This window comes from Rathayibacter sp. AY1C1, assembly GCF_002932105.1.
Lineage (GTDB): Bacteria > Actinomycetota > Actinomycetes > Actinomycetales > Microbacteriaceae > Rathayibacter.
Map to the genome: position 1 here is coordinate 214,525 of NZ_PSWH01000001.1, position 25,702 is coordinate 240,226.

Consider the following 25,702-nt stretch of genomic DNA (forward strand, 5'->3'; position numbering starts at 1 on the left):
GATGGCCAAGCAGTGGCGCGGAGTCCTGCACGAGTACGCGGACCGCCTCGATGTCACCGAGGCGACCCCGGTCATCACTCTCGGCGAGGGCGGCACGCCGCTCATCCCCGCGGCGGCCCTCTCGGCGCGCACGGGCGCGAAGGTGTGGGTCAAGTACGAGGGCATGAACCCGACCGGCTCCTTCAAGGACCGCGGCATGACCATGGCGATCTCGAAGGCCGTCGAGCACGGCGCGAAGGCCGTCATCTGCGCCTCGACCGGCAACACCTCCGCGTCGGCCGCCGCCTACGCGACGCACGCCGGAATCACCGCGGCCGTCCTGGTGCCGGAGGGCAAGATCGCCCTGGGCAAGCTCAGCCAGGCGATCGCGCACAACGCGCAGCTGCTGCAGGTGCAGGGCAACTTCGACGACTGCCTCGACATCGCCCGCGACCTCGCGAAGAACTACCCGGTCCACCTGGTCAACTCGGTGAACCCGGACCGCATCGCCGGCCAGAAGACCGCGGCCTTCGAGGTCGTCGAGGTGCTGGGCGACGCGCCGGACTTCCACATCGTGCCGGTCGGCAACGCGGGCAACTACACCGCCTACTTCCGCGGCTACTCGGAGGAGCTGGAGCGCGGCGAGTCGACCCGCCTCCCGCGCATGTTCGGCTTCCAGGCCGAGGGCTCCGCTCCGATCGTGCACGGCGCCCCGGTCCGCCACCCCGAGACGATCGCCAGCGCGATCCGGATCGGCAACCCGGCCTCGTGGGAGCTCGCCCTGAACGCGCGCACCGTCAGCGACGGCTACTTCGGCGCGATCAGCGACGAGAAGATCCTCGAGGCGTACCGCATCCTCGCGGGCGAGGTCGGCGTCTTCGTCGAGCCGGCGTCGGCGATCAGCGTCGCGGGGCTCCTCGAGCGCGCCGAGGCCGGAGCGATCCCGAAGGACGCGACCGTCGTCCTGACGGTCACCGGCCACGGGCTCAAGGACCCGCAGTGGGCGCTCCGCACGGCCGACGGCGCGGACATCACGCCGACCGTCGTCCCGGTCGACACCGCCGCGATCGCGGACGTGCTGGGGCTGGCCGGCGCATGACCTCGGCGGTTCCCGTCGGCCGCACCGTCCACGTCAAGGTCCCCGCCACCTCGGCGAACCTGGGCCCCGGCTTCGACACGCTCGGCCTGGCGCTCTCGTTCTACGACGAGCTCGACGTGACGGCCGTCGCGGCCACGGGTGCGCGGGTCACCGTGCACGGAGTCGGCGAGGGCGAGGTGGCGACCGACGAGACGAACCTCGTCGTGCAGGCCATCGCGTACACGTTCGCCGACCAGCGGCAGGAGATGCCCGGCATCGAGGTGATCGCGCGCAACATCATCCCGCACGGCCGCGGGATGGGCTCGTCCGGCGCCGCGATCGTCTCCGGCATCATGGCCGCGAAGGGCCTGCTCGAGGGCGTCGTCGAGCTCGACTCGGACGACCTCCTCCGCATCGCCACCGAGATGGAGGGGCACCCCGACAACGTGGCGCCCGCACTGTTCGGCGGCCTCACCATCGCCTGGGTCGAGCCGCACGCCTCCGGCGCCGACGACTCGCCGCTGCGACCGCGCTCCAAGAAGCTCATGGTCCACCGCGGCGTGTCCCCGGTCGTCTTCGTGCCCGAGCACACCATGTCGACGCGGCTGGCACGCTCGCTGCAGCCGCAGAGCGTGCCGCACGAGGACGCGGTGTTCAACGTCTCGCGCTCCTCGCTCCTGATCGCCGCCCTCATCCAGAGCCCGGAGCTGCTGTTCGCGGCGACCGAGGACAAGCTGCACCAGAACTACCGCGCGGCCGCCATGCCCGAGACCTCAGCGCTGATCGCGCTGCTGCGCTCGCACGGCTACGCGGCGGTCGTCTCTGGTGCCGGACCGAGCGTCCTGGTGCTCTGCAGCGACCCCGCGCAGCGCCTCGCCGCCGCGGATCTGGTGGAGCGGGAGGCCCCCACGCCGTGGCGCGCGCACATGCTGGCCGTCGACTTCAAGGGTGCTACAGTGGGGACCGCATCCCGAGGAACCGCGTAACGAGCGGAATCTGTCCGACGGATCGTCCCGACAACCACGGCCATCACATCGTGTGAAGGGCGCCCCTGCTCCTCTTGCAGACCGGCGCCTGGTCTCCGGGCCCTCTCCTCGCTCTCTGCGGCAGTCGGTCCCGGCGGCCGAGAGCATCGCGTGGATCAGAACACGCGATGGCACCGCACGGTCGATGAGCTCTCCCGGTGAGCACTCGTTCCCGGGGGGAAGGAACCCTCTCCAGTGACAGACGTCAACACCCACGGCTCGGCCGTGGACCTCACCGCCGACCTCTCCGGTCTGCGCGTCGCCGAGCTCCAGGCTCTCGCGACGCGGCTCGGCCTCGGCGGCGCCTCCAAGCTCCGCAAGGGCGAGCTGGTCCAGGCCATCTCGGACCTGCGCGCCGCCTCCGCCGAGGACGCGCCCGCCGCGATCGCCGACGCGGTCGCTCCGGACGACGCAGCGGTCGCCCCGGACGTCGACGCCACCGGGGTCGAGGCCGAGCCGGCCGATGTGGCCGAGCAGTCCGCTCCGCAGCCCGAGGCGCCGGCGGAGCTGCCGACGCCCGTCGAGAGCACCGAGGCCGACACGGCCGACGTCCTCGAGCAGGCCGCGCCCATAGTCGACGAGCCCTCCGCGACGGCCGCCGAGTCGGCCCCCGTCGAGCTCGAGCTCCCCGCGGCGGCCGAGCCGGTCGCCGAGCCCGCCGAGCGCGCGCCCCGCCGACGCAGCTCGCGCCGCGCCTCCAGCGGCACCGTCGCCGCCGGCGAGCACCTCAACATCCCCGGCGGGACCGGCGTGGAGTCGCTGATCCCCGACCTCCCCGTCATCGAGCAGGACCGCGACGCCGACCAGGCTGCGAAGCCCGTCATCGACATCGAGCTGCCCAACGGGCCGGAGTCGGACGACTCCTCCCGCGAGGGCGGCCAGCGCGAGCGCCGCGGACGCCGCCGCAGCCGCGGGGGCGCCTCCGAGCAGGCCGAGCAGGCGCCCGCCGAGAACGACGCCGACTCCTCCGAATCCGGCGACCAGCAGGAGCAGCAGGGCGGAGACCAGCAGCAGAACGGCGACCAGCAGGGCACCGGCCGCGGCCGCAACCGACGCAACCGGAACCGCAACCGCGGGGACGACCGCCAGAACGACGCTCAGCAGAGCCCCGCCGCGCAGTCCCAGCCGCAGAACGGCCAAGGCGCGCGCGGCGCCGCGCAGTCCGAGGGCCAGCAGGCTCCTCAGCAGAACGGCTCCGGACAGCCCCAGAACGGCCAGCAGGCCGAGGGCGAGGACGGCCGCCGCAGCCGCTACCGCGACCGCAAGCGCCGCGGCGGAGCGATCGGCGACGACTTCGAGCCCGAGATCGGCGAGGACGACGTCCTCATCCCGGTCGCCGGCATCCTCGACGTCCTCGACAACTACGCCTTCGTGCGCACCACCGGGTACCTGCCCGGCGTCAGCGACGTCTACGTCTCCCTCGGCCAGGTCAAGAAGTACAACCTGCGCAAGGGCGACGCGGTCGTCGGCGCCATCCGCCAGCCCCGCGAGGGCGAGGGCGGCGGCCGCCAGAAGTACAACGCGATCGTCCGCGTCGACTCGATCAACGGCCAGACCGTCGAGGAGGCCGCTGCGCGCGTCGAGTTCCAGAAGCTCACGCCGCTCTACCCGACCGAGCGCCTGCGCCTCGAGACCGAGCCCGGCAAGCTGACCCAGCGGATCATCGACCTGGTCGCCCCGATCGGCAAGGGACAGCGCGGCCTGATCGTCGCGCCGCCCAAGGCAGGCAAGACCATCGTCCTGCAGCAGATCGCCAATGCGATCGTGCAGAACAACCCGGAGGTCCACCTGATGGTCGTCCTGGTCGACGAGCGTCCGGAGGAGGTCACCGACATGCAGCGCACCGTGCGCGGCGAGGTCGTCGCCTCCACCTTCGACCGCCCGGCCGAGGACCACACGACCGTCGCCGAGCTCGCGATCGAGCGCGCGAAGCGCCTGGTCGAGCTGGGCCACGACGTGGTCGTGCTGCTCGACTCCATCACCCGTCTCGGCCGCGCCTACAACGTGACCGCTCCTCCCTCGGGCCGCGTGCTCTCGGGCGGCGTGGACGCCTCGGCGCTGTACCCGCCGAAGAAGTTCTTCGGAGCGGCGCGCAACATCGAGAACGGCGGCTCGCTCACCATCCTCGCGACGGCGCTCATCGAGACCGGCTCGAAGATGGACGAGGTGATCTTCGAGGAGTTCAAGGGCACCGGCAACATGGAGCTCCGCCTCTCCCGCCACCTCGCCGACAAGCGGATCTTCCCCGCCGTCGACGTGAACGCCTCCGGCACGCGCCGCGAGGAGATGCTGCTCAGCGCCGACGAGGTCAAGATCACCTGGAAGCTGCGCCGCGCCCTCGCCGGGCTCGACCAGCAGCAGGCGCTGGAGATCATCCTGTCGCGCCTGAAGGAGACCTCGTCCAACGTCGAGTTCCTCATGCAGGTCTCGAAGTCGGCCGTCGGCCCGGCCACCGCCGGCCACGGCAACGGCCACCACTAGCGCCCCGACGTCCGCGGTCGCCCCTGTCACCGGGGGCGGCCGCGGACGTTTTCGCGTCCCCGGGCGATGAGCCCGACCCCGACCACCTCCGGAAGCCAGGACCCAATGTTCGAATCCGTCAGCGTCCTCCTCGCCGAGCACGAGGACCTGCAGACGCAGCTCTCCGACCCGGCCCTCCACGCCGATGCCGCCCGCGCCAAGAAGGTCAACCGGCGCTACGCGGAGCTGAGCCAGATCAAGGCGGCCCACTCCGCCTGGATCGAGGCCGGCGAGGACCTCGAGGCCGCGCGCGAGCTCGCCCGCGAGGACGAGGCCTTCGCGGAGGAGGTCCCCGAGCTGGAGGAGTCGCTGCGGGTGGCGCAGGAGAAGCTGCGGCGCCTGCTCATCCCGCGCGACCCCGACGACGGCCGGGACGTCATCATGGAGATCAAGGGCGGCGAGGGCGGAGCCGAGAGCGCGCTGTTCGCGGCCGACCTCCTCCGGATGTATCTCCACTACGCCGAGGCGAAGGGCTGGAAGACGGAGATCCTCGACCGCGACGAGTCCGACCTCGGCGGCTACAAGAACGTGCAGGTCGCGATCAAGAGCAACGCCACCGATCCCTCGCAGGGCGTGTGGGCGCACCTCAAGTACGAGGGCGGCGTGCACCGGGTGCAGCGCGTCCCCGTGACCGAGTCGCAGGGGCGGATCCACACCTCGACCACGGGCGTGCTCGTGTTCCCCGAGGTGGACGCGCCCGAGGAGGTCGCGATCAACCAGAACGACCTGAAGATCGACGTCTACCGCTCCTCCGGTCCCGGCGGGCAGTCCGTCAACACGACCGACTCCGCCGTGCGGATCACCCACCTCCCGACCGGCATCGTCGTGTCGATGCAGAACGAGAAGAGCCAGCTGCAGAACCGTGAAGCGGGCATGCGCGTGCTGCGCGCCCGCATCCTGGCCCGCCAGCAGGAGGAGATCGCCGCGGCGGCCTCGGACGCGCGCAAGACGCAGATCCGCACGATGGACCGCTCCGAGCGCATCCGGACCTACAACTTCCCCGAGAACCGCATCGCCGACCACCGCACCGGCTACAAGGCGTACAACCTCGACGGCGTGATGAACGGCGCGCTCGACCCGGTGGTGGAGAGCGCCATCCAGGCCGACGAGGAGGCCCGCCTGGCCGACATCGGCTCCGAGGAGGCGTGACCCTCGTGACCACCGGTGTCGACGCGCGCACCCTCCTCGCGGATGCGGTCGCCCGCCTCGCCGCCGCCCGCGTCCCCACGCCGGACGTCGACGCGGAGCTGCTTCTCGGGCACCTGCTCGGGCTCGGCCGCGGCCGGCTGCAGGCGCGCCTCATCACGGGGTTGAGCGTCGACGAGGAGCACGCCGCGGCGTTCGCGAGCGCTATCGAGCGCCGGTCGGCTCGCGAGCCCCTGCAGCACATCACCGGGATCGCACCGTTCCGCTCGCTCGAGCTCGCGGTCGGACCCGGCGTGTTCGTCCCGCGAACCGAGACCGAGGGCGTCGCGCAGATCGCGATCGACGCGCTCCGCGCGGTCGTCGATCCGGAGCCGATCGCCGTCGACCTCGGCACGGGCAGCGGAGCCCTGGCGCTCGCGCTTGCGCACGAGGTGCCGCACGCGCGCGTGATCGGCGTGGAGAACGCTCCCGAGGCGTTCATCTGGGCCCGCGGCAACCGCGAGCGGCTCGGGCTCGAGAACGCCCGCATCGTCTTCGACGACCTCGCCCGGGCACTTCCCGAGCTGGACGGCACCGTCTCCGTCGTCGTCTCCAACCCGCCCTACATCCCGGCCGCCGCCGTCCCGCGCGACCCGGAGGTGCGCCTGTTCGACCCGCCCTCGGCGCTCTACGGCGGCGAGGACGGCCTGGACGTCGTCCGCTCGCTCTCGGCGACCGCCCTCCGCCTGCTCCGCTCCGGGGGAGTGCTGGTGATGGAGCACGGCGAGCTGCAGGGCGCCGATATCCGCGCCCTGCTCACTGCCGACGGCTGGCGCGGAGCGACCACGCAGCGCGACCTCACCGGCCGCGACCGCGCGACGGTGGCGGTGCGCTGAGGCGTCGCGGAGCTCTGCTAGCCTCAGCGGCGATCCGGTGGCCGCACCGGGCAGGCAGGCTCGGGAGGCTCGCATCGCCGCCGCACGCGATCGGCCGCGCCATGGGCTCCGCCGCCCGCTGCTGATCGTCCTGGCCGTCGTGGTGGTCGCGGCCCTCGTCGTGGTCGCCGTGCGGCTCCTCGAGCGGAGCGACGGAACTGCTCCCGTGGCCTGCGCGCCGTCGTCCGTTTCCGCGTCGCCCGCGCCTGCCATCGGCTCGGTCGACGACTACCTGGGCGGCCGGTCCTACTTCCGCGGCGTCAACGTGTTCGATCTGCAGTCGCGCGTCGACGTCGGAGTCGACTGCACCGCCGGGAATCCGGCCGAGAGCTACGAGTTCCTGGCGGACCGCGGGCTCACCCTGGTCCGGCTCGCGGTGCCCTGGTCGCTCCTGCAGCCGCAGGCCGACGGGGAGAGCACCGACGACGCTCTGGCGAAGGGGCTCGATCCGGCGGCGGTCGCGCTGCTCCGGACCGAGATCGCCGCCATCGGCGCCGCCGGCATGCGGATCGTGCTCGACCTGCACAACAACGGCACTTATCCGGCGAGCCAGGGCGATCTGCCCGAGGGGACCGTCTGGTTCGGATCCGGGCTCTCGGTATCCCAGGCGCAGAGGGTCTGGACCCTGCTCGCGGCGGAGTTCCAGAACGACGGACGCATCGCCGCCTACGACCTCTTCAACGAGGTGAAGCGGTCGCTGGTCCCCGTCGAGACCTACAAGGCCTACACGCAGGCCGTGGTGTCGGCCGTCCGGGGAACCGGCGATCGGCACACGATCTGGGTCGAGGGGATGCGGGAGGCGACGACGGGCACGGTCGCCGCGATCGCACCCGACGGGCCGTGGATCCAGGACCCGCTGGGCCGGATCGTGTACTCGCAGCACTTCTACCCCGGCGGCACGGGCACGACCCTGCGCTCGGACAAGCAGGGCGGCACCGACGAGCATGTCTTCGTGGCGGCGGTGACGACCTTCGGGCAGTGGTGCCGGCGGTACGGGGTGCACTGCTCGGTCGGGGAGGTCGGCTGGCCCAGCGATCAGAGCCTCTCTCTCACCGCGGGCGGCGCGGGCTCCTGGACGGACGTCGGCGAAGCCTTCTACACAGCACCGACTGGCTGTTCCCGCTGATCGAGAACGACGAGCCTCTGGTGGTGGTCGCCGTGGGCGGCACGCCGGAGTCCTCGGCCAAAGCGGCGGAGGCGGTCGCCGCCCGCACGTCCCGGATGACCTGGCTCGCGTACGACGGATTCGACCAGCAGTGGCACGGCATCGGCGAGGAGCGGCCGCTCGCCGAGTCGCTCGCCCGTGCCGATCTCGTCCTGGTCGGGATGGGCATGCCCCGCCAGGAGCGCTGGATCCTGGAGAACCGGGACCTCGCCCCGCGGGCGGCGTTCGCGAACGTGGGGGGGCTGCCTCGACTACATCGCCGGCACGCAGGCGCTCGCCCCGCGGTGGATGGGCGCCCTGGGCGTGGAGTGGCTGTTCCGCCTGGCGCGCGACCCGCGCCGGCTCGCGGCCCGCTACCTCCTCGAGCCGCTGCAGCTGCTCCGCATCGTCCTGTCCGGCCGGTCCCGCGCGAAGCGGACGCCCGGCCCGTGCGACTCTCCGCGGCCCTCCGGCCGGGTGTCGACCGGAGTCGGTCCGCACTGATCCCCGCCGGCGGGCCGCCTCAGGCCTGAGCGGAGTACTTCTCCTCGGTGGCGGCCTTCGCGGGGCGCCACCAGTCCTCGTTGGCGCGGTACCAGTCGATGGTGGCGGCGAGTCCGGCGTCGAAGTCGGTGTAGCGGGGGCGCCAGTCGAGTTCGGTGCGCAGGCGGGTGGAGTCGATGGCGTAGCGGAGGTCGTGTCCGGCGCGGTCGGTGACGTGGTCGAAGGCGTCCTCGGGTTGTCCGAAGGCGGTGAGGATGCGGGTGACGACGTCGAGGTTGCTCTTCTCGCCGTCGGCGCCGATGAGGTAGGTCTCGCCGATCTCGCCGCGGTCGATGATGGCCCAGACGCCGGTGTTGTGGTCGTCGACGTGGATCCAGTCGCGGACGTTGGCGCCGGTGCCGTAGAGCTTGGGGCGGATGCCGTCGATGGCGTTGGTGATCTGGCGGGGGATGAACTTCTCGACGTGCTGGTAGGGGCCGTAGTTGTTGGAGCAGTTGGAGATCGTGGCGCGCACGCCGAAGGAGCGCACCCAGGCGCGCACGAGGAGGTCGCTGGCGGCTTTGGTCGAGGAGTAGGGGCTGGAGGGGTTGTAGGGGGTGTGCTCGGTGAAGCGCGCGGGGTCCTCGAGCTCGAGGTCGCCGTACACCTCGTCCGTCGAGATGTGGTGGTACCGCACGTCGTGCGCGCGCACCGCCTGCAGGAGCGCGAAGGTGCCGATGACGTTCGTCGCGAGGAAGGGCGTCGGGTCGTGCAGGGAGTTGTCGTTGTGCGACTCCGCGGCGAAATGGACCACCAGATCCGCCTCGGCGACCAGCCGGTCCACCAGCTCGGCGTCGGCGACGTCGCCCTCGACCAGCCGCACTCGGTCGGCGACGGGGGCGAGGGAGTCGCGGCTGCCCGCGTAGGTGAGCTTGTCGAGCACGGTGATCCGCGCGTCGGGACGCTCGCGCAGGGTGAGGTGGACGAAGTTGCTGCCGATGAAGCCGGCACCGCCGGTGACGAGGATCCGCACGGGTTCTCCTGGAGGTCGGGAAGGTCGGGGGAGGCCGGGCTCAGCGGCCCGCGTTCACGCCTTCGAGGCTGAGCAGGCGGTGGAGGTAGGCGCCGTATCCGCTCTTGACCAGCGGTGCGGCGAGCTCGGCGAGGCGGGCGTCGTCGATCCAGGAGTTGCGCCAGGCGATCTCCTCGATGCAGCCGATCTTGAATCCCTGCCTCTGCTCGATCACGCGCACGAACTCGGTCGCCTCGATCATGGAATCGAAGGTCCCGGTGTCGAGCCAGGCCGTTCCCCGGTCGAGGACCTGGACGTTCAGCCGCCCCGCCTCGAGGTAGCGCTCGTTGATCGTCGAGATCTCGAGCTCGCCGCGGGCCGAGGGCGTGATCGTCTTCGCGATCGCCACGACGTCGTTGTCGTAGAAGTAGAGGCCGGGCACGGCGTAGTTGCTGCGCGGCTGCTCGGGCTTCTCCTCGATGGAGACGGCTCGGAAGTGCTCGTCGAACTCGACGACCCCGTAGGCGCGCGGGTCGGCGACCTGGTAGGCGAAGATGACGGCGCCCTCGATCGTGGTGTTCGCCGCGAGGGCGGTGCCCAGGGCGGTGCCGTGGAAGATGTTGTCGCCCAGGACCAGGGCGACCGACTCGTCGCCGATGAACTCCTCGCCGATCAGGAACGCCTGCGCGAGCCCGTCGGGGGAGGGCTGCACGGCGTACTCGATCCGCATGCCCAGGCTCGACCCGTCGCCCAGCAGTGCGCGGAACTGGTCGTTGTACTCGGGGGTCGTGATGACGAGGACCTCGTCGATCCCGGCCATCATCAGCGTCGACAGCGGGTAGTAGATCATCGGCTTGTCGTAGATCGGCATCAGCTGCTTCGAGATGCCCTTGGTGATCGGCCACAACCGCGACCCCGAACCACCCGCGAGGACGATGCCCCTCATCGGAGCAGCCCCGGGTGAGGAGCGGCGGCGGGGGTCCGCTGCACCGCCGAGGGGAGCGTGAAGATCTGCGGGGAGAGGGTCACGGAGCCGACTCTATCGGCGGCGCCGCGGTGCCTCCGCATGCCGGTGCGGCGGGCGCGGAACCCGTGGCGGGGACTGACGGTCGAGCGACCGCTGCCGACGCGATCCGACTCCGTGAGCGGCGCGTACGCCGCCTCCGCGTCCGTATCGCGCCTCCCGCTCGGAGGCCGCCGGGCACGGGGATAACTTCTCCGACGTCCGCGGCTCCGCCTGCCGCGACGGAGAGAGGTACCGCCCTGTGCACGAGGTCATCGACCAGCGGGACTCCGCGCTCCTTACGTCTCCCGGTCCCTGCCGCCGATCCCCCCTGACGGGGGGAGTCCGCCCGTGCTGACCATCGGGATCGTCGCCCTCGACGCCTGGCACGCGGCTCCGCTCGAGCGCGCCTGGCGCAGCCAGGGACACCGCGTGGTCGTGGTGACCGGTGACCCGGAGGGGTTCAGCGGGGCGGAGCTCCGCACCAGCGTGCTCGCCCGCTTCCTCGAGCCCGCCGGCCGGAGGGGCGCCGGGTCCGTCGGGCTCGCCGTCGTCACGCGCCGGGCCCGCCGACTGCTCGCTCCGGAGCGGCCCGACCTCGTGGTGGCGCTCCCGGGGACGGCCGTGGAGCTCGCCGGGCTCGCTCCGACGACCGTCCTCCTGGCCGACGACCTCCCGGCGCTCCCGCGCCTCCGGTTCGAGGAGGAGCGCCGCGGTGCTGTCGTCGTCACCCCGACGGAGCGGCTCGCGTCCGCCCTCGCGGGAACGGTCGTGCCCCTGGGCCTGCCGGACGCGTCGTTCCCGACACCGTCCGCCCCCGACGGGCCCCTCCGCTTCGCCGCCGTGGGAGCCTCCGGTCTCGACCGGGGCGCCGAGCGGCTCGATCTCCTCGCCCGGCTGGACGGCACCGAGTACGTCACCGTGATCGACGACGGCGGCGGCATCGCCGACGACCTCGCGTCGGGGCTGCGCTCCGTCGGCGAGCAGGACCGCGACGGCGTCGTCGAGGTGCTCCGCCACTCGCACGTGTACGCCCACCTGACGCCGTCGACGACCGGCGCGGCCGCCGGACTCGACGCGCTGGCGAGCGGGCTGCCGGTCCTCGCGATCGAGTCGAGCGTCCTGGCCGATCTCTGCGCGGCGGGGGCGGGCGTGGTCCTCTCCGACGACGCGACGCGCGAGGAGTACGAGGACGCCCTCCACCGGCTCCGACGCGAGTGGACGGCTCTCTCCCGGGGGGCCGCCGAGCTCGCGCGGGAGCGCCCGTGGTCCGTCGCGGCCGAGGAGATCCTCGCCCTCGCGGAGGGACGCGTCCGTGTCCCTTGAACCGGTCCCGGCTGTCGGCGCCTCCGCCGACGCGATGCTGCCGAACGCCGTCGCCCTGCGCCTGGCCGCCGTGCTGGTGCAGTACACCCTGCGGACGCACGGCCTCCGCAGCCTCGTGGTGAAGGGCGAGGGTCTGCACCGCCAGGGGATCCGCGCCCCGATGACGTCGGCCGACGTCGACATCTGGGTCGACCCCGAGCGCTTCGACGAGGCTCTCGCGCTGCTCGCCTCGATGGGCTGGCGCCGCCGCGCCGAGGCTCTCAGCTGGACCCTCTTCGTCGACCACTCGATCACGCTCGTCCACCCCTCGTGGCCGTGCGACGTCGACGTCCACCGCTCCTTCCCGGGTGCCTTCGAGGAGGAGCGGATCGTCTTCGACCGCCTCTGGGCGGCCGCCGAGGATCTGCCGCTGAGCGACGAGACCCTGCGGATCCCCGGGCGCGCGCACCACCTCGTGCTGCACGCCCTGCACCAGCTGCGCAGCGCGCGCTCCGCCTCGGCGACCACGGCGCTGGCGGTTCTGAAGGCGCACGCCGCCGGCCTTCCGAGCGAGGAGCGCGAGGCGATCCGCGACGCGGCCGTCGAGCTCGGCGCGCAGACGCCGATGACGGAGCTCCTCACCTCCTGGGGAGTCCCCGCCGCGCCCGAGGAGCGCTACCGGCAGGCCCAGATTCTCTGGGACGTGCGCCGCAGCTCCGACCGGCACACCTTCAACTGGCTGCACGCCGTGGCGTCCGCTCCCTGGCGCCTGAAGGGAGGCCTGCTGCTGAGAGCCGCCTTCCCCACCCGCGCGGATCTCGAGGCGAGCCATCCCGAGGCGACGACGGTCCGACGTCGGCTCCGGCTCCGGGGGGAGCGGACCCTGCGGGCGCTCCGAGGCCTCCCCTCCGCCCTCACCGGTTTCGCCAGGGTGGCGCTGAGCGGCCGCAGCGAGGAGCAGGGCCCGGCGTCCTCGTTCGAGGCGATCGCGGCGACCACGGCGCCGGTGAGCGACCTCCCGGCCTCGTCCGATCCCGCGGCGAGCGCCGTGCATCCGGTGGAGGCCTCCGCCGAGGCGCAGGGTGGCAGCGCGCCGCCGGCCCAGCGCTTCGCCGTCGAGCGCACGGACCGTCAGGTCTACGTGCTCGACCTGTCCCGCCCGTCGGTGCCCCCGATCGTGCTCTCGCTGAGCGCCGCCTCGGTCTTCGAGGCCGTGATCCGGCAGCGCCGGCCCCGGGACGAGGTCGTCGACCTCCTCGCCGATCACTACGACGTCGACCCCGGGACGATGGGCCGCGACGTCGACGCCGTCCTGGCCGAACTCGACGTCCGCTTCCCGGGCGCGGTTCCCGACGGGGCGCTCTCATGAGGGCCGCCCGTTCCCGATCCCTGCGGATCCTGCACGTCCTCGACTCCTTCGAGGACGGCGGAGCGCAGCGTGTGACACTCTCCCTGGGCGCGTGGAGCCGCGAGCACGGCTGCGAGACCGCCTACTGGGGGCGTCCCGGGCCGCTCAGCGACCGCGCCGCGCAGGAGTCGCCCGTCTTCGTGGTGCCGAGACCCGGACAGGGCTTCGCGGCCGATCTCCGCGGCCTCGCTCTCGCCGTCCGCCGGTTCCGCCCGCACGTCCTGCACGCCCACCAGCGCCGCGAGGCTCTGCTGGCCCTCCTCGTCGGCGCCGCGCTCGGTGTCCCCGTGGTCGAGCACGCGCACACCGAGCTGCCCGGGATCGACAGGCGAGCGCTCTCCTTCCGCTCCCGGCGGGTGTTCGCCGTCTCCGCCTCCGTGGGGCGGATGGTCGTCGAGGGCTACGGCCGCCCGCAGGATCGCGTCGTGGTCACCGGCAACGCCCCGGCGAACGTCACCGCGGAGCCCGCGAGCGCGCCGGAACTCGCCGAGCCGGTCGTCCGCGTCCTCGGCATCGGGCGGCTCGCGGAGCAGAAGGACCCGGTCCGCTTCCTCGCGGCCGTCGAGGCCCTCGCCCGGGTCCGGCCCGTCACCGGCACCTGGCTCGGCGACGGTCCGATGCTGCCGGTGCTGCGCGAGCGCGCCCGGGGAGCCGGAGTGGTCGACTTCGCCGGTCCGTCGGCGGACGTGACCGGAGCGCTGGACGCGGCGCACCTCCTCCTGTCGACCTCGCGGTGGGAGGGGACTCCGCTCGTGATGCTGGAGGCGATGGCCCGCCGTCGCCCGGTCGTGGCGACCGACGTCGGCGGTGTGGGCGAGCTGCTCGCCGACGGTCGGGGCCTCCTGCTCCCCGCCGACGCCGACGGGGAGCGGATCGCCGAGCTCCTCGCCGCCGCTCTGGAGCGACCCGAGGGGCTCCTGATGCAGGCCGACCGCGCGAAGGCGTGGGTGGACGAGGCCGCCTCACCCGACGCCGTCTTCGGACCCGTCGTCGCCGCCTACCGCGAGCTCGGGGGCCGACGGTGAGCGGGGGCGTGCACTCGGTGACCGTCGTGGCTCCCTGCTACAACGCGATCGCCCGGCTCGACGGCTTCCTCGCGCGGCTCGCACTCACTCTCGGACCGGGGATGCGGGTCGTCCTCGTCGACGACGCGTCCTCGGACGGCACGGCGGAGGTGCTCGAGAAGTGGGCCGAGGGACGCCAGGACGCCCGGGTCCTGCTCCTCGAGCAGAACGGCGGCGTCGCTGCCGCCCGGAACCGCGCCCTCGACGGCATCGACTCCGAGTTCGTCTGGTTCGTGGACGTCGACGACGAATGGGACACGGAGATCCTCCGGACCCTCACCGCCGAGGCCGAGCGGACGGCGGCCGACGTCGTCGTCTGCCGGGCGCTCTACCGCACCCGGCAGTCGACCTCCGGACGCGTGATCGACGGGCTCGACCGGCGCGAACTGGTCTCGTCCGAACTCGCTCTCGAGCGGATGGCGTCCGGGCGCCTGCACGGCTTCCTCTGGAACAAGCTCTTCCGCCGCGCCGTCCTGCAGGAGGAGCTCTTCCCGCGCCTGAGCTCCCAGTCCGACTTCGTCGGCGTGCTGCGGGCGGTCCAGGCGTCGGAACGGGTGCTCTTCGTGCCGGAGATCCTCTACTCCTACGTCCACACGGCGTCCTCGATCACCCGTCGGCGCGACCCGGACCTCCGGAACCTCCTGGTCTGCGCCGAGGAGATGCGCGCGGCGCTCGCCCGAACGTTCGAGGAGGTGCCGCGCCCGCTGTCGGACTGGTTCACGACCTGGTTCTACGCCGTCCCCGTCGCGCTCACCCCGATCCGCCAGAACTCCGACGCGGCGCTCGTCGAGACCGGCGTCCGGCTCGGGTCCGAGGCGCTGCGCGACGTCCGCGTGCTCCGCTCCGCGCGGTCGCCGCGGCTGCTCGTCCTGGGGCTGGTGCTCAAGCACGTCCCCGCCGCCTTCACGGCGCTCAGCCGGATCCTCTACGCCGTGCACGACACCCGCCGCCGGCTCTCCGATCGGAGGAGCACCCGGTGGACGACGTGACCGTCCCCGTGCAGGCGGCCGCGACCGGCCCCTTCCGCACACCAGCTCCGTTCCCTCCCTCCCGCACCGACCCCCGAGGAGCACCGGCATGACCTCCTACATCACCGGCCGCATCGAGCGGATGCCGGCCAGCATCACCACGCTCGACGAGGCGGCGGAGGCCGTGCTCGAGCTGTCCCGGAGCGGCCGCGACGAGCTGGTCGTCACGCCGAACACCGACCACTTCGTGCGCTGGAAGCACTCCGGCGAGTTCCGGCGGTACTACGGCCGGGCGTCCCTCGTGGTGCTCGACGGGGCGCCTCTGGTCTGGCTGGCCCGCTCGTACGGTCACCGCACGGCGAGCCGCGTGACGGGCATCGACCTCTTCACCGAGGTCTGCCGTCGCGCGGCGCTCGAGGGCGCGCCGATCGCTCTCATCGGCGGACGCCCCGGAGTCGGCGATCGCGCAGCCGCCGAGCTGCAGCAGCGCTTCGCCGGGCTCCAGGTTCCGGTCGTCGTCTCGCCGGAGCCGGCCGAGCTCGCGGACGACGCCTACCTCGCCCGCCTCTCCTCGACTCTGCGCACGGCCGACGTCCGCATCGTCGCGCTCTGCCTCGGCTCCCCCAAGCAGGAGGAGGTTCGCGAGCGCCTGCTCGCCGTCGGCGGCACGGGAGCGGTGTGCCTCGGCGTCGGCGCCGCCGTGGACTTCCTCGCCGGCGAGATCCCGCGGGCGCCGCTCGTGGTGCAGCGCCTCGGCCTCGAGTGGGCGCACCGGCTCAGCCGGGAGCCCGGCAGGCTCTGGCGGCGCTATCTGGGCGACGCCGTGCGGGTGCTGCCGAGCGTGGTCGCGGCCCTCCGCTACCGGGTGCGCCGTGCCGTCCGCTGAGCACGCGGGCGGCGTCGCCGGCGAGAGGCCGCTGGTCCTGGTCTGGAAGCGCGCGTGGCTGCAGGACTCCGAGACGTTCGTCCGCAATCAGATGCACGGACTCGAGCGCTGGCGCGCCCTCGGAGTGGGCCTCGAGCGCACCGGCTCGGGCGTCCTCCACGACCGCACGGACATCGTCCTGCACGATCCGATCACCCCTCGCGGGCGGCGGTCCCTCCTCCTGCGGTGGCTCGGAGTGTCACGACGGCTCGACGCGATCGTCGATGAGCACCGGCCCGCCCTCATCCACGCGCACTTCCTCATCGACGCCGTCTCCATCGCCCGGTACGCACGGAGGAGGCGCCTTCCGCTCGTCGTGACGGGGCACGGCTACGACGTGACCAGCTGGCCGCTCGCGACCGGAGCTCCGCGCCTGCTCCGACCCCTCGCCCGAGCTCACCGCGCCCTCGAGGCCCGCACCGTCTTCCGTACCGCGCACGCGGTGATCGGCGTGTCCCGCTTCATCACCGACGGGCTCCTGCGCCTGGGGGCGGACCCGCGGCGCACCGGAGTGGGCTACATCGGCGTCCCGACCTCCCGCCCCGAGGCCGCACCGGCTGCGGAGCGCGCGGGAATCGTCTTCGTCGGACGCCTCACCGACAAGAAGGGCGTTCCGGATCTGCTCGAGGCGGTCGCCGCCCTCCCCGGACCGATCCGCGACGTCCCCCTGACCGTCGTCGGCGACGGCCACCTGCGGGAGGCGCTCGTCGAGCAGGCGGCGCGGCTGGGCCTGCAGGTGACCTTCACCGGCTCCCTGCCCCCCGCCGAGGTCGCCCGCATCCTCGCCGGCGCCGCGGTCTTCTGTGCACCGTCTCGGACCGCGGCGACAGGCGACTCCGAGGGCTTCGGCATGGTCTTCCTCGAGGCCGCGCTCGCAGGCGTCCCTGTCGTCTCGTACCGCCACGGCGGCGTCCCGGAGGCGGTCCAGGACGGCGTCACCGGGCTGCTCGTCCCGGAGGGGGACGTGCCCGGCCTGACCGGGGCGCTCGCCGCCCTGCTCCGGGACCCGGACCGCGCGGAGCGGATGGGCGCGGAGGGGCGGGAGCGCGTGCTCGCCTCGTTCGACCTCGCCGAGCGGATCCGCGACCTCGAGGACCTCTACGACCGGGCGGCCGGCCGATCGATGCCGACGACGACGGACGGAGATCGCGGATGAGCCGCGCCGAGCACCGCGCCGACGATCCGCGACCGGGCCTCCGTCCGGCCTCCGCCGGGCGGGAGAGGTGAGCCTGCGCCGGAGCACCGTCGACGCGACCGCCTGGACGGCGGTCTCGTTCGCCGTCGCGCTCGTCGTGCAGCTCGGGCAGTTCGCGCTCCTGGCGAGACTGCTGGACCCCTCCGAGATGGGGATCATCGCGATCGTCGCCCTGCTCAACGCGTTTGTCGACATCTTCCTCGGCATGGGGGTCGCCCAGGCGATCATCCAGCGCCGGCGGGCGACCAGCTTCGAGCTCTCGTCGGTCTTCTGGCTCAACCTCTCCGTCGGGCTCCTGGTCACCGTCGCCGTCCTCCTGGGCGCCGCACCGATCGCCTCCCTGCTCGGGTCCGCCGCCGCGGCGCCGGTCCTCAGCGTTGCCTCGCTCGTGTTCGTGGGCAGCGCAGCCGGGCAGGTGCCGAGAGCGGTGCTCGAGAAGGGGATCCGGTTCCGAGCGGTCGCCGTGTCCGAGACGACCGCTCTCGTCGGCGGCTTCGCCGTGACGGTCTGCCTCGCGGTCTCGGGCGCGGGGGCGCTCTCCTATGCGTGGGGGCTCGTCGCGACCGCGGCTCTGCGCTCCGTGCTCGCCCTCGTGCAGGCCCGCCGCTGGTTCCGGCTGCGGTTCCGGTTCCGGATCCGCGAGACCGCCCGCTTCCTCTCCTTCGGCGTCTTCCAGACCCTCGACGGCATCGTCAACTACCTGGGCTCGAACGCCGGCTCGCTCGCGATCGGCCGCCTGCTCGGACCGGCCCAGCTGGGCGGGTACACCCTGGGATACAACCTCGCCGTGAACCTCCCCGCGAGGGTCAACCCGATCGTGACGCGGGTGATGTTCCCGGTGTTCTCCTCGATCCAGCACGACCGTGAGCGCGTCGCGGGGAACCACCTCCGCGTCACCGCGGTGCTCAGCATGGCGAGCATCCCGCCGCTGATGCTGGTGGCGCTGCGCTCCGAGGAGATCGTGCGGCTGTTCTACGGACCCGGCTGGGGCTGGATCGCGGGCATGACGAGCGCACTGACGGTGGTGGGCGCGGTGCGGGCGATCGGCAATCCGGTCGGCTTCATCCTGATGGCGATGGACCGGGTGCGGTTCGGGCTGGTCGTGAACATCGTGAAGACCGCGATCACGGTCCCGATGATCGTCGGCGGGGGAGTGCTGTTCGGACTCGACGGCTTGATCGGCGGGCTGCTGCTCTCGAGCGCTCTCGGCTTCGCCGTCACCTGCGCCGTGCTGCGGGTGGTGCTCGGAGTGCGCCTCGGCGCGTTCCTGCGCGCGTGCGCCGCGGGGCCGCTGCTCGCCGCACCGATGGCGATCGTGCTGCTCCTGCTCCGCCTGCTCCCCGAGGGCGCGCCCCTGCGGCTGCTCCCGGTGGAGCTGGCGCTCGCGGGCCTCGTGCTGGGAGCGACCGCCCTCCTGGCGCCGGGCCGCGACATCGCCGAGGCGCGATCGCTCGTCCTGTCGCGACTGCCCGCCCGGCTCCGGCTCGGCTCCGCCGCCCCGGTCGAGGTCGCCGTGGTGCTGGCCGCCGAGGAGCGCTTCGACGGCAGCGGGGGAGCCGTGGCGACCTGGGTCCGCGAGACGGTGTCCCGGTCCTCGCTCCGGATCGCCGTGCACGCGCCGTGGTCGTCGGCGTCACCGGGCGTGGACGTCAGGCCCCATCGTCTGTACCGGCGGATCTACGCGGTTCAGCGGCGCGCGGCACTCCTCCTGGCGCATCGGCGCGACAGCGACCCGGGCGCCGAGCTGCGCCGGCTGTCCTTCGGCGGGCGCTTCTGGCTGCTGGTGCTCGCTCCGTCGCTGCGCCGTGTCCCGACGGTCTGGATCCACAACCGCCCCCGCTACGCCGTGCGCCTGCGCCGCCTGGGCTACCGGGGGCGGATCGTCGCACACCTGCACAACGACCTGCTCGATCACCTGCCACCCGATCCCGCCGCCGCCCGGCGCTACCTCGACGCGGTCGACGAATGGATCTTCTGCAGCGAGTTCCTGCGCGCCCGGGCGGTCGACCGGTACGGCCTGATCGCCACAGCCGTCCTGTACAACGGGGTCGTCCCTCCGCCCGAGGTTCCGCCGGCGCCGCTCGGCGGTACTGCGGAGGCGGTCTTCGCCGGGAGGCTGGTGGCCGAGAAGGGAGCCCGCGAGGCCGTCGAGATCGTGAGGCGGATGCGGACCGAGCACGGCGCCGATCTGCGGCTGGTCATCGCCGGCGCATCGGGCCTCGGGGACGACGCGACGCCCACCCCGTACGTCCGAGCGCTCGACGAGGCTGTCGCCGCCCTGCCCGGCGTCGTGCGCCGGCTCCCGTTCCTCCGGCACGAGGACCTGCTGGAGCTGTTCGGCTCCTCGGCGCTCCTGCTCTACCCCTGCCGCTGGGACGAGCCGTTCGGGATGGTGGTGGTGGAGGCGCTCTCGCGGGGGATCCCCGTCGTGACGGTCGAGCGCGGAGGCCTCCCCGAGATCCTGCGCACCTCCGACGGAGTGGTCGACGGATCCGTCCTCGTCCCGCCGGGCACGGAGGAGGAGGTCGCGGACGCCGTCCTCGCGGAGCTCCCCGCCCTCATCGCCTCGCTGCGCGATCCCCGGCGACGCGCGGAGGTCGCTGCGGCGTCGCGGCGCCGAGCGGCGGACTTCGGCTGGCCGGGCATCGCCCGCCGCGCGGACGAGCTGCTGGCAGACCCCCGTGGCTGAGGCGCGGGGCCGCCGCGCGCACGCGGATCGACGTTCCGCGCCAAGCCCGTCGAGGCTCGTGCCGCGCGATTAGTGTCGGCGCGACATGCCACCTGCATCCCCTCTCCCGCCCGCGTCCGCCGACGCCACCGCCTCTCGCGTGCTGCTCGATCCGCCTCCCGCCCCGGACCGGCGCCCGCGGACGACCCTCCCGCCGCGAGAGGTCGGCCCGTCGTCCCGGAATCGGCGCGCCGCTTCTCCGCTCCGCCAGACGGAGGCCGCCACCAGCACCTCCGCGGAACGGCTCTGACATGGGCCGCCACGCCGACGACGCCCTCCTCCGCCGCCCGACCGCCTCTCGTCCCTCCGTCATCGCCGCGACCCGCGTCACCGACGCTCCGGAGACCCGCGGGCGGCCGTCGCGCGCGCCGGCGGATCCCGCTCAGCGGCGGCACGAGCGGATCGTCCTCGTCTTCCTCGCGGTGCTCCTGGCGCTGAGCGTCGTGCAGCTCTACACCCTGGGCCCCGTCACCGCTCCGGTCGCCTGGAGCCTGCTCTTCCTCCCGTACTCCGTGGCGCGGCTGCGCGGCGGGCGGATCGACCGGTTCGTGGTCGTGGTCCTCCTCGTGATCGCCGGCACCCTCTTCGCGCTCACCTACTCCGGAGCACGCGCGGCCGCGCTGCGCGACGTGGTCTCCGTCGTCTCCTTCCTCACTCCGTACCTGGCCGTCCGCGGGCTCGGCGACGGCGCCTGGCGTGTCGTCGGCCGCGCCCTCAACTGGGCGGCGCCCGTGTTCCTCCTCCAGGTGACGCTCACGATCCTCTTCCAGCTCGATCCCGTGCAGGAGACCGCCTACCTCCGGTGGCCGGAAGCGGTGCTGTTCTCCGACATCTACGTGCGGGACATCTTCACGACGTCCTTCAACAACGTCCTGCAGGAGAAGTCGGGAGGGTTCTTCCTCAACGGCAACATCGCCTCGATGTACATGGCCACGACCGGCGCGCTGGCCTTCGCCGTCTGGAGACGGCAGCGGGGGAGTCTCCTCCTGCTCGTCGCCGTCGCCGGGCTGGTCGGCGCCCTCTTCACGCTGTCCAAGACCGCGATCGTCCTCGCGATCGTCCTGCCCCTGCTGGTCGCCGCGATCCGCGGACTCAAGGGACGCAGCCTCGGTCCGGTCGCCTGGATGATCACCATCCCCTCCGGGATCACGGCCGTGTACGCCGTCGCCGTGTCCTTCCCGCAGCTGGCGGAGGCGGGCGTGCTCACGCTCGGGGCCCGCGGCGACTTCCTGCGCCTGGCTGCGAGTGCGTTCCCCGACAACTGGCTGCTGGGGCTGGGGTACGGCGGATGGCAGGAGCTGTGGCTGGCGCGCGGGTCGCAGTTCACCCAGCACAGCGAGCCGCGCCCGCCTCACAACCTCCTCGTCACCGCGTGGACCAACGGCGGGCTCCTGATCGCGCTCCCCGTCCTCGCGTTCCTCCTCCTCGCCACCATCGCCGTCGTGCGCCTGCTCCTCCGGGTCGCCCGGAACGAGGCCGTCGCCGTCGGGGCGCTCGCCGTCGCCGTCCTCTGGACGTTCCTGCACGGGATGGCCGACAACACCACCTGGTTCGGCGATCAGCACTCGCTCGCGACGCTCGCCGTCTCCGTGGCGCTCGTGGGCGTCCTGTCGGCGGAGGCGCCCGCCACGCCGGGCCGAGTGCCTCACGGAAGCGCTCCGGCGGCCTCGGCCGGCGCGGGTCGGGCGCCGCTGCGACGGCCGCCGAGCCCCGGCCTCGGGCGGCGCTGACGCGACCGCCGCGCCGCAGCCGGTCCGGACACGGACCGCGCCGGTATCATCGACCCGTTATGGCACGCATCTACGACTGCTCCGTCGACACGGACCTCCTGACCGGCACCCGTCTCGCGCGGACGGCCATCGGCCGCGGCGAGCTCGTGGTGATCCCCACCGACACCGTCTACGGCGTCGCGGCCAACGCGTTCGACGCCGCCGCGGTCCAGCGCCTGCTCGACGCGAAGGGACGGACGAGGCAGTCGCCGCCGCCCGTCCTGATCGGGGACGTGGCCGCCCTCGACGCCCTCGCCGAGAACGTGCCGGAGGCGGTGCGCGACCTCGCGCGCGAGTTCTGGCCCGGCGGGCTCACCATCGTCCTGCACGCCCAGCCCTCCCTGGTCTGGGACCTGGGCGAGACGCGCGGGACCGTGGCGCTGCGCATGCCGGACAACCCGGTGACGATCGAGCTCCTCGCCGAGACCGGTCCGCTGGCGGTCTCCTCCGCCAACCGCACGGGGCAGCCCTCGGCCACGACCGCACAGGAGGCGTTCGACCAGCTCGGCGACTCCGTCGACGTCTATCTCGACGCCGGCGCCGCCGGATCGCGCTACAGCGACCGCCCCGCGGGCGCCAGCGAGTCCTCGACGATCGTCGATGCGACAGCGCTGAGCTTCGAGGGCGGCACCCTGCGCATCCTGCGCCAGGGCGTCGTGTCGGCCGAGCGGATCCGCGAGGTCGTCGGCGACCTGCTGCCGGATCCGGACGCGCCCCGCGCCGAGACGTCGGAGCCCGACGCCTCCACGGTCGGCGCGGCGCAGGCCGGGGACCAGCAGGAGCCCGCCGAGACCGCGACCGGCAGCGACCCGTACGCCTTCGAGCGGACCCCGACAGCGCGCCCCGACTGGGCCTCCGGTGCCCGCCTGCAGGACGACTCCGCTCCCGTCGATTCCGCCGATGCGCCGGACACGGGTTCGTCGAGCACGAACGCGCCGACGCCCAACACCGGCACCGGCGCCGCCCGCACCGACTCCGCTCCGGGTGAGTAACCGGTGATCACCTTCGCCCTCGTCTCGCTCGCGGTCGCGCTCGTGACCGGAGCGCTGTCGTGGGTCATCTGGAAGCTGAGCCTGAAGTACCGGCTCTACCCGAAGATCCGCGTCAGGGACATGCACACGCGGCCGACCCCCCGCCTGGGCGGCATCGCGATGTTCCTCGGGATCCTCGTCGGCTTCGGCATCGCCTCCCAGCTGCCCTACTTCCGGCTGGTGTTCGCCAATCCCGAGCCGATCCTCGCGATCCTCGGCGCGAGCCTGCTCATCGTCCTCATCGGCGTCGCCGACGACATCTGGGACCTGGACTGGACCACGAAGCTGGCCGGTCAGCTGATCGCCGCGGGCCTGATCGCCTGGAAGGGCGTGCAGATCGTCTCCCTGCCGATCGGCGGCCTGACCGTCGGCTCGCCGTGGATGTCGCTGATCATCACCGTGCTCGCGATCGTCCTGGTCACCAACGCTCTCAACTTCATCGACGGCCTCGACGGCCTCGTGGCGGGCGTCGCCCTGATCGCCAACGGGGTCTTCTTCCTCTACAGCTACCTGCTGGTGCAGCAGACCTCGCCCACCGACTACTTCAACCTGGCCTCGCTCATCGCGGTCCTGCTCGTCGGCGCCTGCGCCGGATTCCTCCCCATCAACTGGCGTCCGGCGCGGATGTTCATGGGCGACAGCGGCGCACTGCTGATCGGGATGCTGATGGCCACCTCCGCGATCGCGGTCACCGGCCAGATCGACCCGGCCCAGCTCGCGGCGAAGGAGCTCCTGCCCGCGTTCATCCCGATCATCCTGCCGTTCGCGATCCTCGTGGTGCCGCTGATGGACTTCGGCCTCGCCGTGATCAGGCGCCTGCGCGCGGGAAAGTCGCCGTTCAGCGCCGACCGGAAGCACCTGCACCACCGCCTGCTCGACATGGGGCACTCCCACCTGCACGCCGTGCTGATCTTCTACGCGTGGACCGCCGTCGTCGCCGTCAGCTGCCTGCTGATGTTCGTGGTCGACGTGCTGTGGGTCCCGCTCGTCTTCCTCGGAGTCGGTCTGCTGGTCTGCACCGTCGTCACGCTCGCCCCGCTCAGCCGCCGCAAGCGGCTCGAGGCGGCGGCGCAGTCCGCGGAGGCCTCACCCGTCCTCGACCCCCTCGACCGCGCGTCCTCGACGGAGCTGCTCCGTCCGCCGGCCGGACTCCCGATCGACCGGGACACGACAGCGCCGACCACGGCGCGGAAGGAAGCATCATGACCGGAGCCTCCCCGGCCACCCCCCGTCCGCAGCCCGCGTCCGTCCCCGTCCTGCGCCGCGCGCTGGTCGTGGGCGGCCTCTTCGTGCTCGCCCTGGCCGTTCTCGGCACCGTCGTCGGCGGGATCGCCGCCGGGGGAGAGGGCGCGATCGGAGCCCTCCTCGGCGCGATCGTCGGCGGCGTGATGGTGCTCCTCACCGCCGCGAGCATCCTCGTCGCCAACCGCCTCGACATCGGCGGGTTCTTCGCCGTCGTCCTCGGCACGTGGCTCGCCAAGTTCGTGCTGTTCGTGATCGCCGCCCTGGTCCTGCGCGATCAGCCGTGGCTGAACAGCACCGCGATGTTCGTCACGATCATCGTCGCCGTCCTGGGGTCCCTGGTGATCGACGTCCTCGTCGTCTCGCGCTCGCGCATGCCGAACGTCAGCGACATCGCTCGATGAGGACGAGCCGAACGGTTCCTGAGAGGACCACGATTCGGCTCTCAGGCCGTTCTGTTGCTACAGTAGGGACGAATCCCGCAGGCGAACGTGTCCTCAGATCGTCTCATCGTTGATGGCGGTCGTCGAGCACGATCGCCGTCCGAGCGGAAAACCCCACCTTTCGTCGTCGCGAGAGCGTTGCGTCCGAATGATTCGATTCGGTCGGCTGCAACGTGCCACGCCCCGAATTCCAGGAGCTAGCGCTGTTTGCTAACGCTGTGACCCTGTTGGTCTCGTCCTCGACCGGTGAGAGTGACTTCCACACCCCGTCGATCTCCGAGTTCTTCCCGCCCGGTTTCCTCTTCGAGGGAACCCCTTTCGAGATCAACCGCGTCATGCTGGTCCGCTTCATCGCGGTCATCGCACTGATGCTGTTCTTCTGGCTCGGGACGCGCAAGCTGCGCCTCGTCCCCGGCCGCTTCCAGAACGTCGTCGAGCTCGCGTTCGACTTCGTCCGCGTCACCATCGCCAAGGACATCCTCGGCGAGAAGGACGCGCGCCGGTTCCTCCCGATCCTCGTGACGATCTTCTTCGCGATCATCTCGATGAACCTGACCGGCATCGTCCCGTTCCTGAACATCGCGGGGACCTCCGTGGTGGGCATGCCGCTCTTCCTCGGCCTGGTCGCCTACGTGACGTTCATCTACGCGGGCATCAAGGACCGGGGGATGGGCTTCTTCAAGAACGCCCTGTTCCCGCCCGGAGCGCCGTTCCTGATCTACTTCATCCTCACGCCGATCGAGCTGCTGCAGACGTTCATCATCCGTCCGCTCTCGCTCGCACTGCGGCTCGTGATGAACATGATCGTCGGCCACCTCCTGCTGGTGCTGTGCTTCTCGGCCACGCAGTTCTTCCTCTTCAGCTCCCAGATCGACCCGGGCTTCAAGCTCTTCGGCGTCGTGACCTTCGCCTTCGGCGGTGCGTTCACGCTCTTCGAGCTCCTCGTCGCCGTGCTGCAGGCCTACATCTTCACCCTCCTCGCTGCGGTCTACATCCAGTTGGCCGTCGCCGAGGAGCACTGACCCCACTACTCACGGGCTCCCGCCCGTTCTCACGATCACCCCACTGAAAGGACCCACTCGTGGACTCAGTCACCGTTCTCGCCGAACTCACCGGCAACATCGCGACGGTCGGTTACGGCCTCGCAGCGATCGGCCCCGGCATCGGTGTCGGCATCGTCGCGGGCAAGACCGTCGAGGCCATGGCGCGCCAGCCCGAGATGGCCGGCCGCCTCCAGACCACGATGTTCCTCGGCATCGCGTTCACCGAGGTGCTCGCGCTCATCGGCCTCGCCACCTACTTCATCTTCGCGGCGTAGTC

Annotated in this window: 22 protein-coding genes and 1 pseudogene; 21 read left to right on the forward strand and 2 right to left on the reverse strand. The window is 72.4% G+C overall.

From position 1 onward, the window contains the following. Position 1: 1 nt before the first annotated feature. The 8 genes and pseudogenes from thrC (at position 2) to C5C71_RS17820 (ending at position 8,310) form a co-directional block, all read left to right on the forward strand. The gene (gene thrC / locus C5C71_RS00940; RefSeq protein ID WP_104223003.1) at positions 2-1,078 is read left to right on the forward strand and encodes a threonine synthase; all 1,077 of its coding nucleotides are present in this window, start codon (positions 2-4) and stop codon (positions 1,076-1,078) included. Then, positions 1,075-2,043, forward strand: coding sequence for a homoserine kinase (gene thrB, locus C5C71_RS00945; RefSeq protein WP_104223004.1), 969 nt, complete (start codon positions 1,075-1,077; stop codon positions 2,041-2,043). The genes thrC and thrB overlap by 4 nt, the downstream gene beginning before the upstream one ends. 234 nt (positions 2,044-2,277) lie before the next feature. Beyond that, complete coding sequence (gene rho, locus C5C71_RS00950; RefSeq protein WP_104323891.1) at positions 2,278-4,563, forward strand: transcription termination factor Rho; 2,286 nt, start codon at positions 2,278-2,280, stop codon at positions 4,561-4,563. A 105-nt stretch (positions 4,564-4,668) separates the two neighbouring features. Beyond that, positions 4,669-5,751, forward strand: a complete 1,083-nt coding sequence (gene prfA, locus C5C71_RS00955; protein ID WP_104257071.1) for a peptide chain release factor 1 — start codon at positions 4,669-4,671, stop codon at positions 5,749-5,751. Further along, positions 5,748-6,623, forward strand: coding sequence for a peptide chain release factor N(5)-glutamine methyltransferase (prmC, locus tag C5C71_RS00960; RefSeq protein ID WP_104336954.1), 876 nt, complete (start codon positions 5,748-5,750; stop codon positions 6,621-6,623). Before prfA ends, prmC begins: the two co-directional genes overlap by 4 nt. 37 nt (positions 6,624-6,660) lie before the next feature. Continuing rightward, the gene (locus C5C71_RS00965; protein ID WP_181065614.1) at positions 6,661-7,788 is read left to right on the forward strand and encodes a glycoside hydrolase family 5 protein; all 1,128 of its coding nucleotides are present in this window, start codon (positions 6,661-6,663) and stop codon (positions 7,786-7,788) included. Positions 7,789-7,820: 32 nt separating this feature from the next. Beyond that, positions 7,821-8,000, forward strand: a pseudogene (locus C5C71_RS18095) (hypothetical protein); the annotation flags it as partial. Beyond that, entirely contained in the window at positions 7,966-8,310 is a 345-nt protein-coding gene (locus tag C5C71_RS17820) for a WecB/TagA/CpsF family glycosyltransferase (RefSeq protein WP_219813756.1), read from the forward strand. The pseudogene C5C71_RS18095 and the gene C5C71_RS17820, both read left to right, overlap by 35 nt. A gap of 19 nt (positions 8,311-8,329) precedes the next feature. Here C5C71_RS17820 and rfbB read toward each other — a convergent pair whose 3' ends face one another. Beyond that, the gene (gene rfbB, locus C5C71_RS00975; RefSeq protein WP_104336956.1) at positions 8,330-9,322 is read right to left on the reverse strand and encodes a dTDP-glucose 4,6-dehydratase; all 993 of its coding nucleotides are present in this window, start codon (positions 9,320-9,322) and stop codon (positions 8,330-8,332) included. A 40-nt stretch (positions 9,323-9,362) separates the two neighbouring features. After that, positions 9,363-10,247 carry a glucose-1-phosphate thymidylyltransferase RfbA gene (gene rfbA / locus C5C71_RS00980; RefSeq protein ID WP_104223010.1) on the reverse strand — a complete coding sequence of 295 codons (885 nt, stop codon included), beginning with the start codon at positions 10,245-10,247 and terminating at the stop codon, positions 9,363-9,365. Positions 10,248-10,655: 408 nt separating this feature from the next. On the opposite strand from rfbA, the gene C5C71_RS00985 reads away from it, so the two are divergent. The 13 genes from C5C71_RS00985 (at position 10,656) to C5C71_RS01045 (ending at position 25,700) form a co-directional block, all read left to right on the forward strand. Next, positions 10,656-11,630, forward strand: a complete 975-nt coding sequence (locus C5C71_RS00985) for a hypothetical protein (RefSeq protein ID WP_104336957.1) — start codon at positions 10,656-10,658, stop codon at positions 11,628-11,630. Then, a complete protein-coding gene (locus C5C71_RS00990) occupies positions 11,620-12,978 on the forward strand; it encodes a PqqD family peptide modification chaperone (protein WP_104336958.1) in 1,359 nt (452 codons plus the stop codon). Before C5C71_RS00985 ends, C5C71_RS00990 begins: the two co-directional genes overlap by 11 nt. After that, positions 12,975-14,042, forward strand: a complete 1,068-nt coding sequence (locus C5C71_RS00995; RefSeq protein ID WP_104336959.1) for a glycosyltransferase family 4 protein — start codon at positions 12,975-12,977, stop codon at positions 14,040-14,042. Before C5C71_RS00990 ends, C5C71_RS00995 begins: the two co-directional genes overlap by 4 nt. Before the next feature lie 8 nt (positions 14,043-14,050). Further along, complete coding sequence (locus tag C5C71_RS01000) at positions 14,051-15,070, forward strand: glycosyltransferase family 2 protein (protein WP_181065615.1); 1,020 nt, start codon at positions 14,051-14,053, stop codon at positions 15,068-15,070. 88 nt (positions 15,071-15,158) lie between these two features. Continuing rightward, the gene (locus tag C5C71_RS01005) at positions 15,159-15,935 is read left to right on the forward strand and encodes a WecB/TagA/CpsF family glycosyltransferase (protein ID WP_104225572.1); all 777 of its coding nucleotides are present in this window, start codon (positions 15,159-15,161) and stop codon (positions 15,933-15,935) included. Next, the gene (locus C5C71_RS01010) at positions 15,922-17,130 is read left to right on the forward strand and encodes a glycosyltransferase (protein WP_104249581.1); all 1,209 of its coding nucleotides are present in this window, start codon (positions 15,922-15,924) and stop codon (positions 17,128-17,130) included. Before C5C71_RS01005 ends, C5C71_RS01010 begins: the two co-directional genes overlap by 14 nt. A gap of 67 nt (positions 17,131-17,197) precedes the next feature. After that, positions 17,198-19,858 (forward strand): MOP flippase family protein, encoded by a 2,661-nt coding sequence (locus C5C71_RS01015; protein ID WP_104336961.1) that lies wholly within the window; start codon positions 17,198-17,200, stop codon positions 19,856-19,858. A 290-nt stretch (positions 19,859-20,148) separates the two neighbouring features. Beyond that, a complete protein-coding gene (locus C5C71_RS01020) occupies positions 20,149-21,627 on the forward strand; it encodes an O-antigen ligase (RefSeq protein WP_104327273.1) in 1,479 nt (492 codons plus the stop codon). 59 nt (positions 21,628-21,686) lie between these two features. After that, entirely contained in the window at positions 21,687-22,658 is a 972-nt protein-coding gene (locus C5C71_RS01025) for an L-threonylcarbamoyladenylate synthase (protein WP_104323882.1), read from the forward strand. Positions 22,659-22,661: 3 nt separating this feature from the next. After that, the gene (locus C5C71_RS01030; protein WP_181065442.1) at positions 22,662-23,903 is read left to right on the forward strand and encodes an MraY family glycosyltransferase; all 1,242 of its coding nucleotides are present in this window, start codon (positions 22,662-22,664) and stop codon (positions 23,901-23,903) included. Further along, positions 23,900-24,343, forward strand: a complete 444-nt coding sequence (locus C5C71_RS01035) for a hypothetical protein (protein ID WP_104223021.1) — start codon at positions 23,900-23,902, stop codon at positions 24,341-24,343. Before C5C71_RS01030 ends, C5C71_RS01035 begins: the two co-directional genes overlap by 4 nt. 257 nt (positions 24,344-24,600) lie before the next feature. After that, positions 24,601-25,404, forward strand: coding sequence for a F0F1 ATP synthase subunit A (atpB, locus tag C5C71_RS01040; RefSeq protein ID WP_068254016.1), 804 nt, complete (start codon positions 24,601-24,603; stop codon positions 25,402-25,404). Between the two features lie 59 nt (positions 25,405-25,463). Then, positions 25,464-25,700 (forward strand): ATP synthase F0 subunit C, encoded by a 237-nt coding sequence (locus tag C5C71_RS01045; RefSeq protein ID WP_055794702.1) that lies wholly within the window; start codon positions 25,464-25,466, stop codon positions 25,698-25,700. Positions 25,701-25,702: the final 2 nt, after the last annotated feature.

Excerpts from the sequence above, each read along its gene's own strand:
- thrC (WP_104223003.1), top strand. The coding sequence starts at position 2 with ATGGCCAAGCAGTGGCGCGGAGTCCTGCACGAGTACGCGGACCGCCTC.
- thrB (WP_104223004.1), top strand. The coding sequence starts at position 1,075 with ATGACCTCGGCGGTTCCCGTCGGCCGCACCGTCCACGTCAAGGTCCCC.
- prfA (WP_104257071.1), top strand. The coding sequence starts at position 4,669 with ATGTTCGAATCCGTCAGCGTCCTCCTCGCCGAGCACGAGGACCTGCAG.
- rfbA (WP_104223010.1), bottom strand. The coding sequence starts at position 10,247 with ATGAGGGGCATCGTCCTCGCGGGTGGTTCGGGGTCGCGGTTGTGGCCG.
- C5C71_RS00995 (WP_104336959.1), top strand. The coding sequence starts at position 12,975 with ATGAGGGCCGCCCGTTCCCGATCCCTGCGGATCCTGCACGTCCTCGAC.
- C5C71_RS01005 (WP_104225572.1), top strand. The coding sequence starts at position 15,159 with ATGACCTCCTACATCACCGGCCGCATCGAGCGGATGCCGGCCAGCATC.
- C5C71_RS01020 (WP_104327273.1), top strand. The coding sequence starts at position 20,149 with ATGGGCCGCCACGCCGACGACGCCCTCCTCCGCCGCCCGACCGCCTCT.
- C5C71_RS01025 (WP_104323882.1), top strand. The coding sequence starts at position 21,687 with ATGGCACGCATCTACGACTGCTCCGTCGACACGGACCTCCTGACCGGC.
- C5C71_RS01035 (WP_104223021.1), top strand. The coding sequence starts at position 23,900 with ATGACCGGAGCCTCCCCGGCCACCCCCCGTCCGCAGCCCGCGTCCGTC.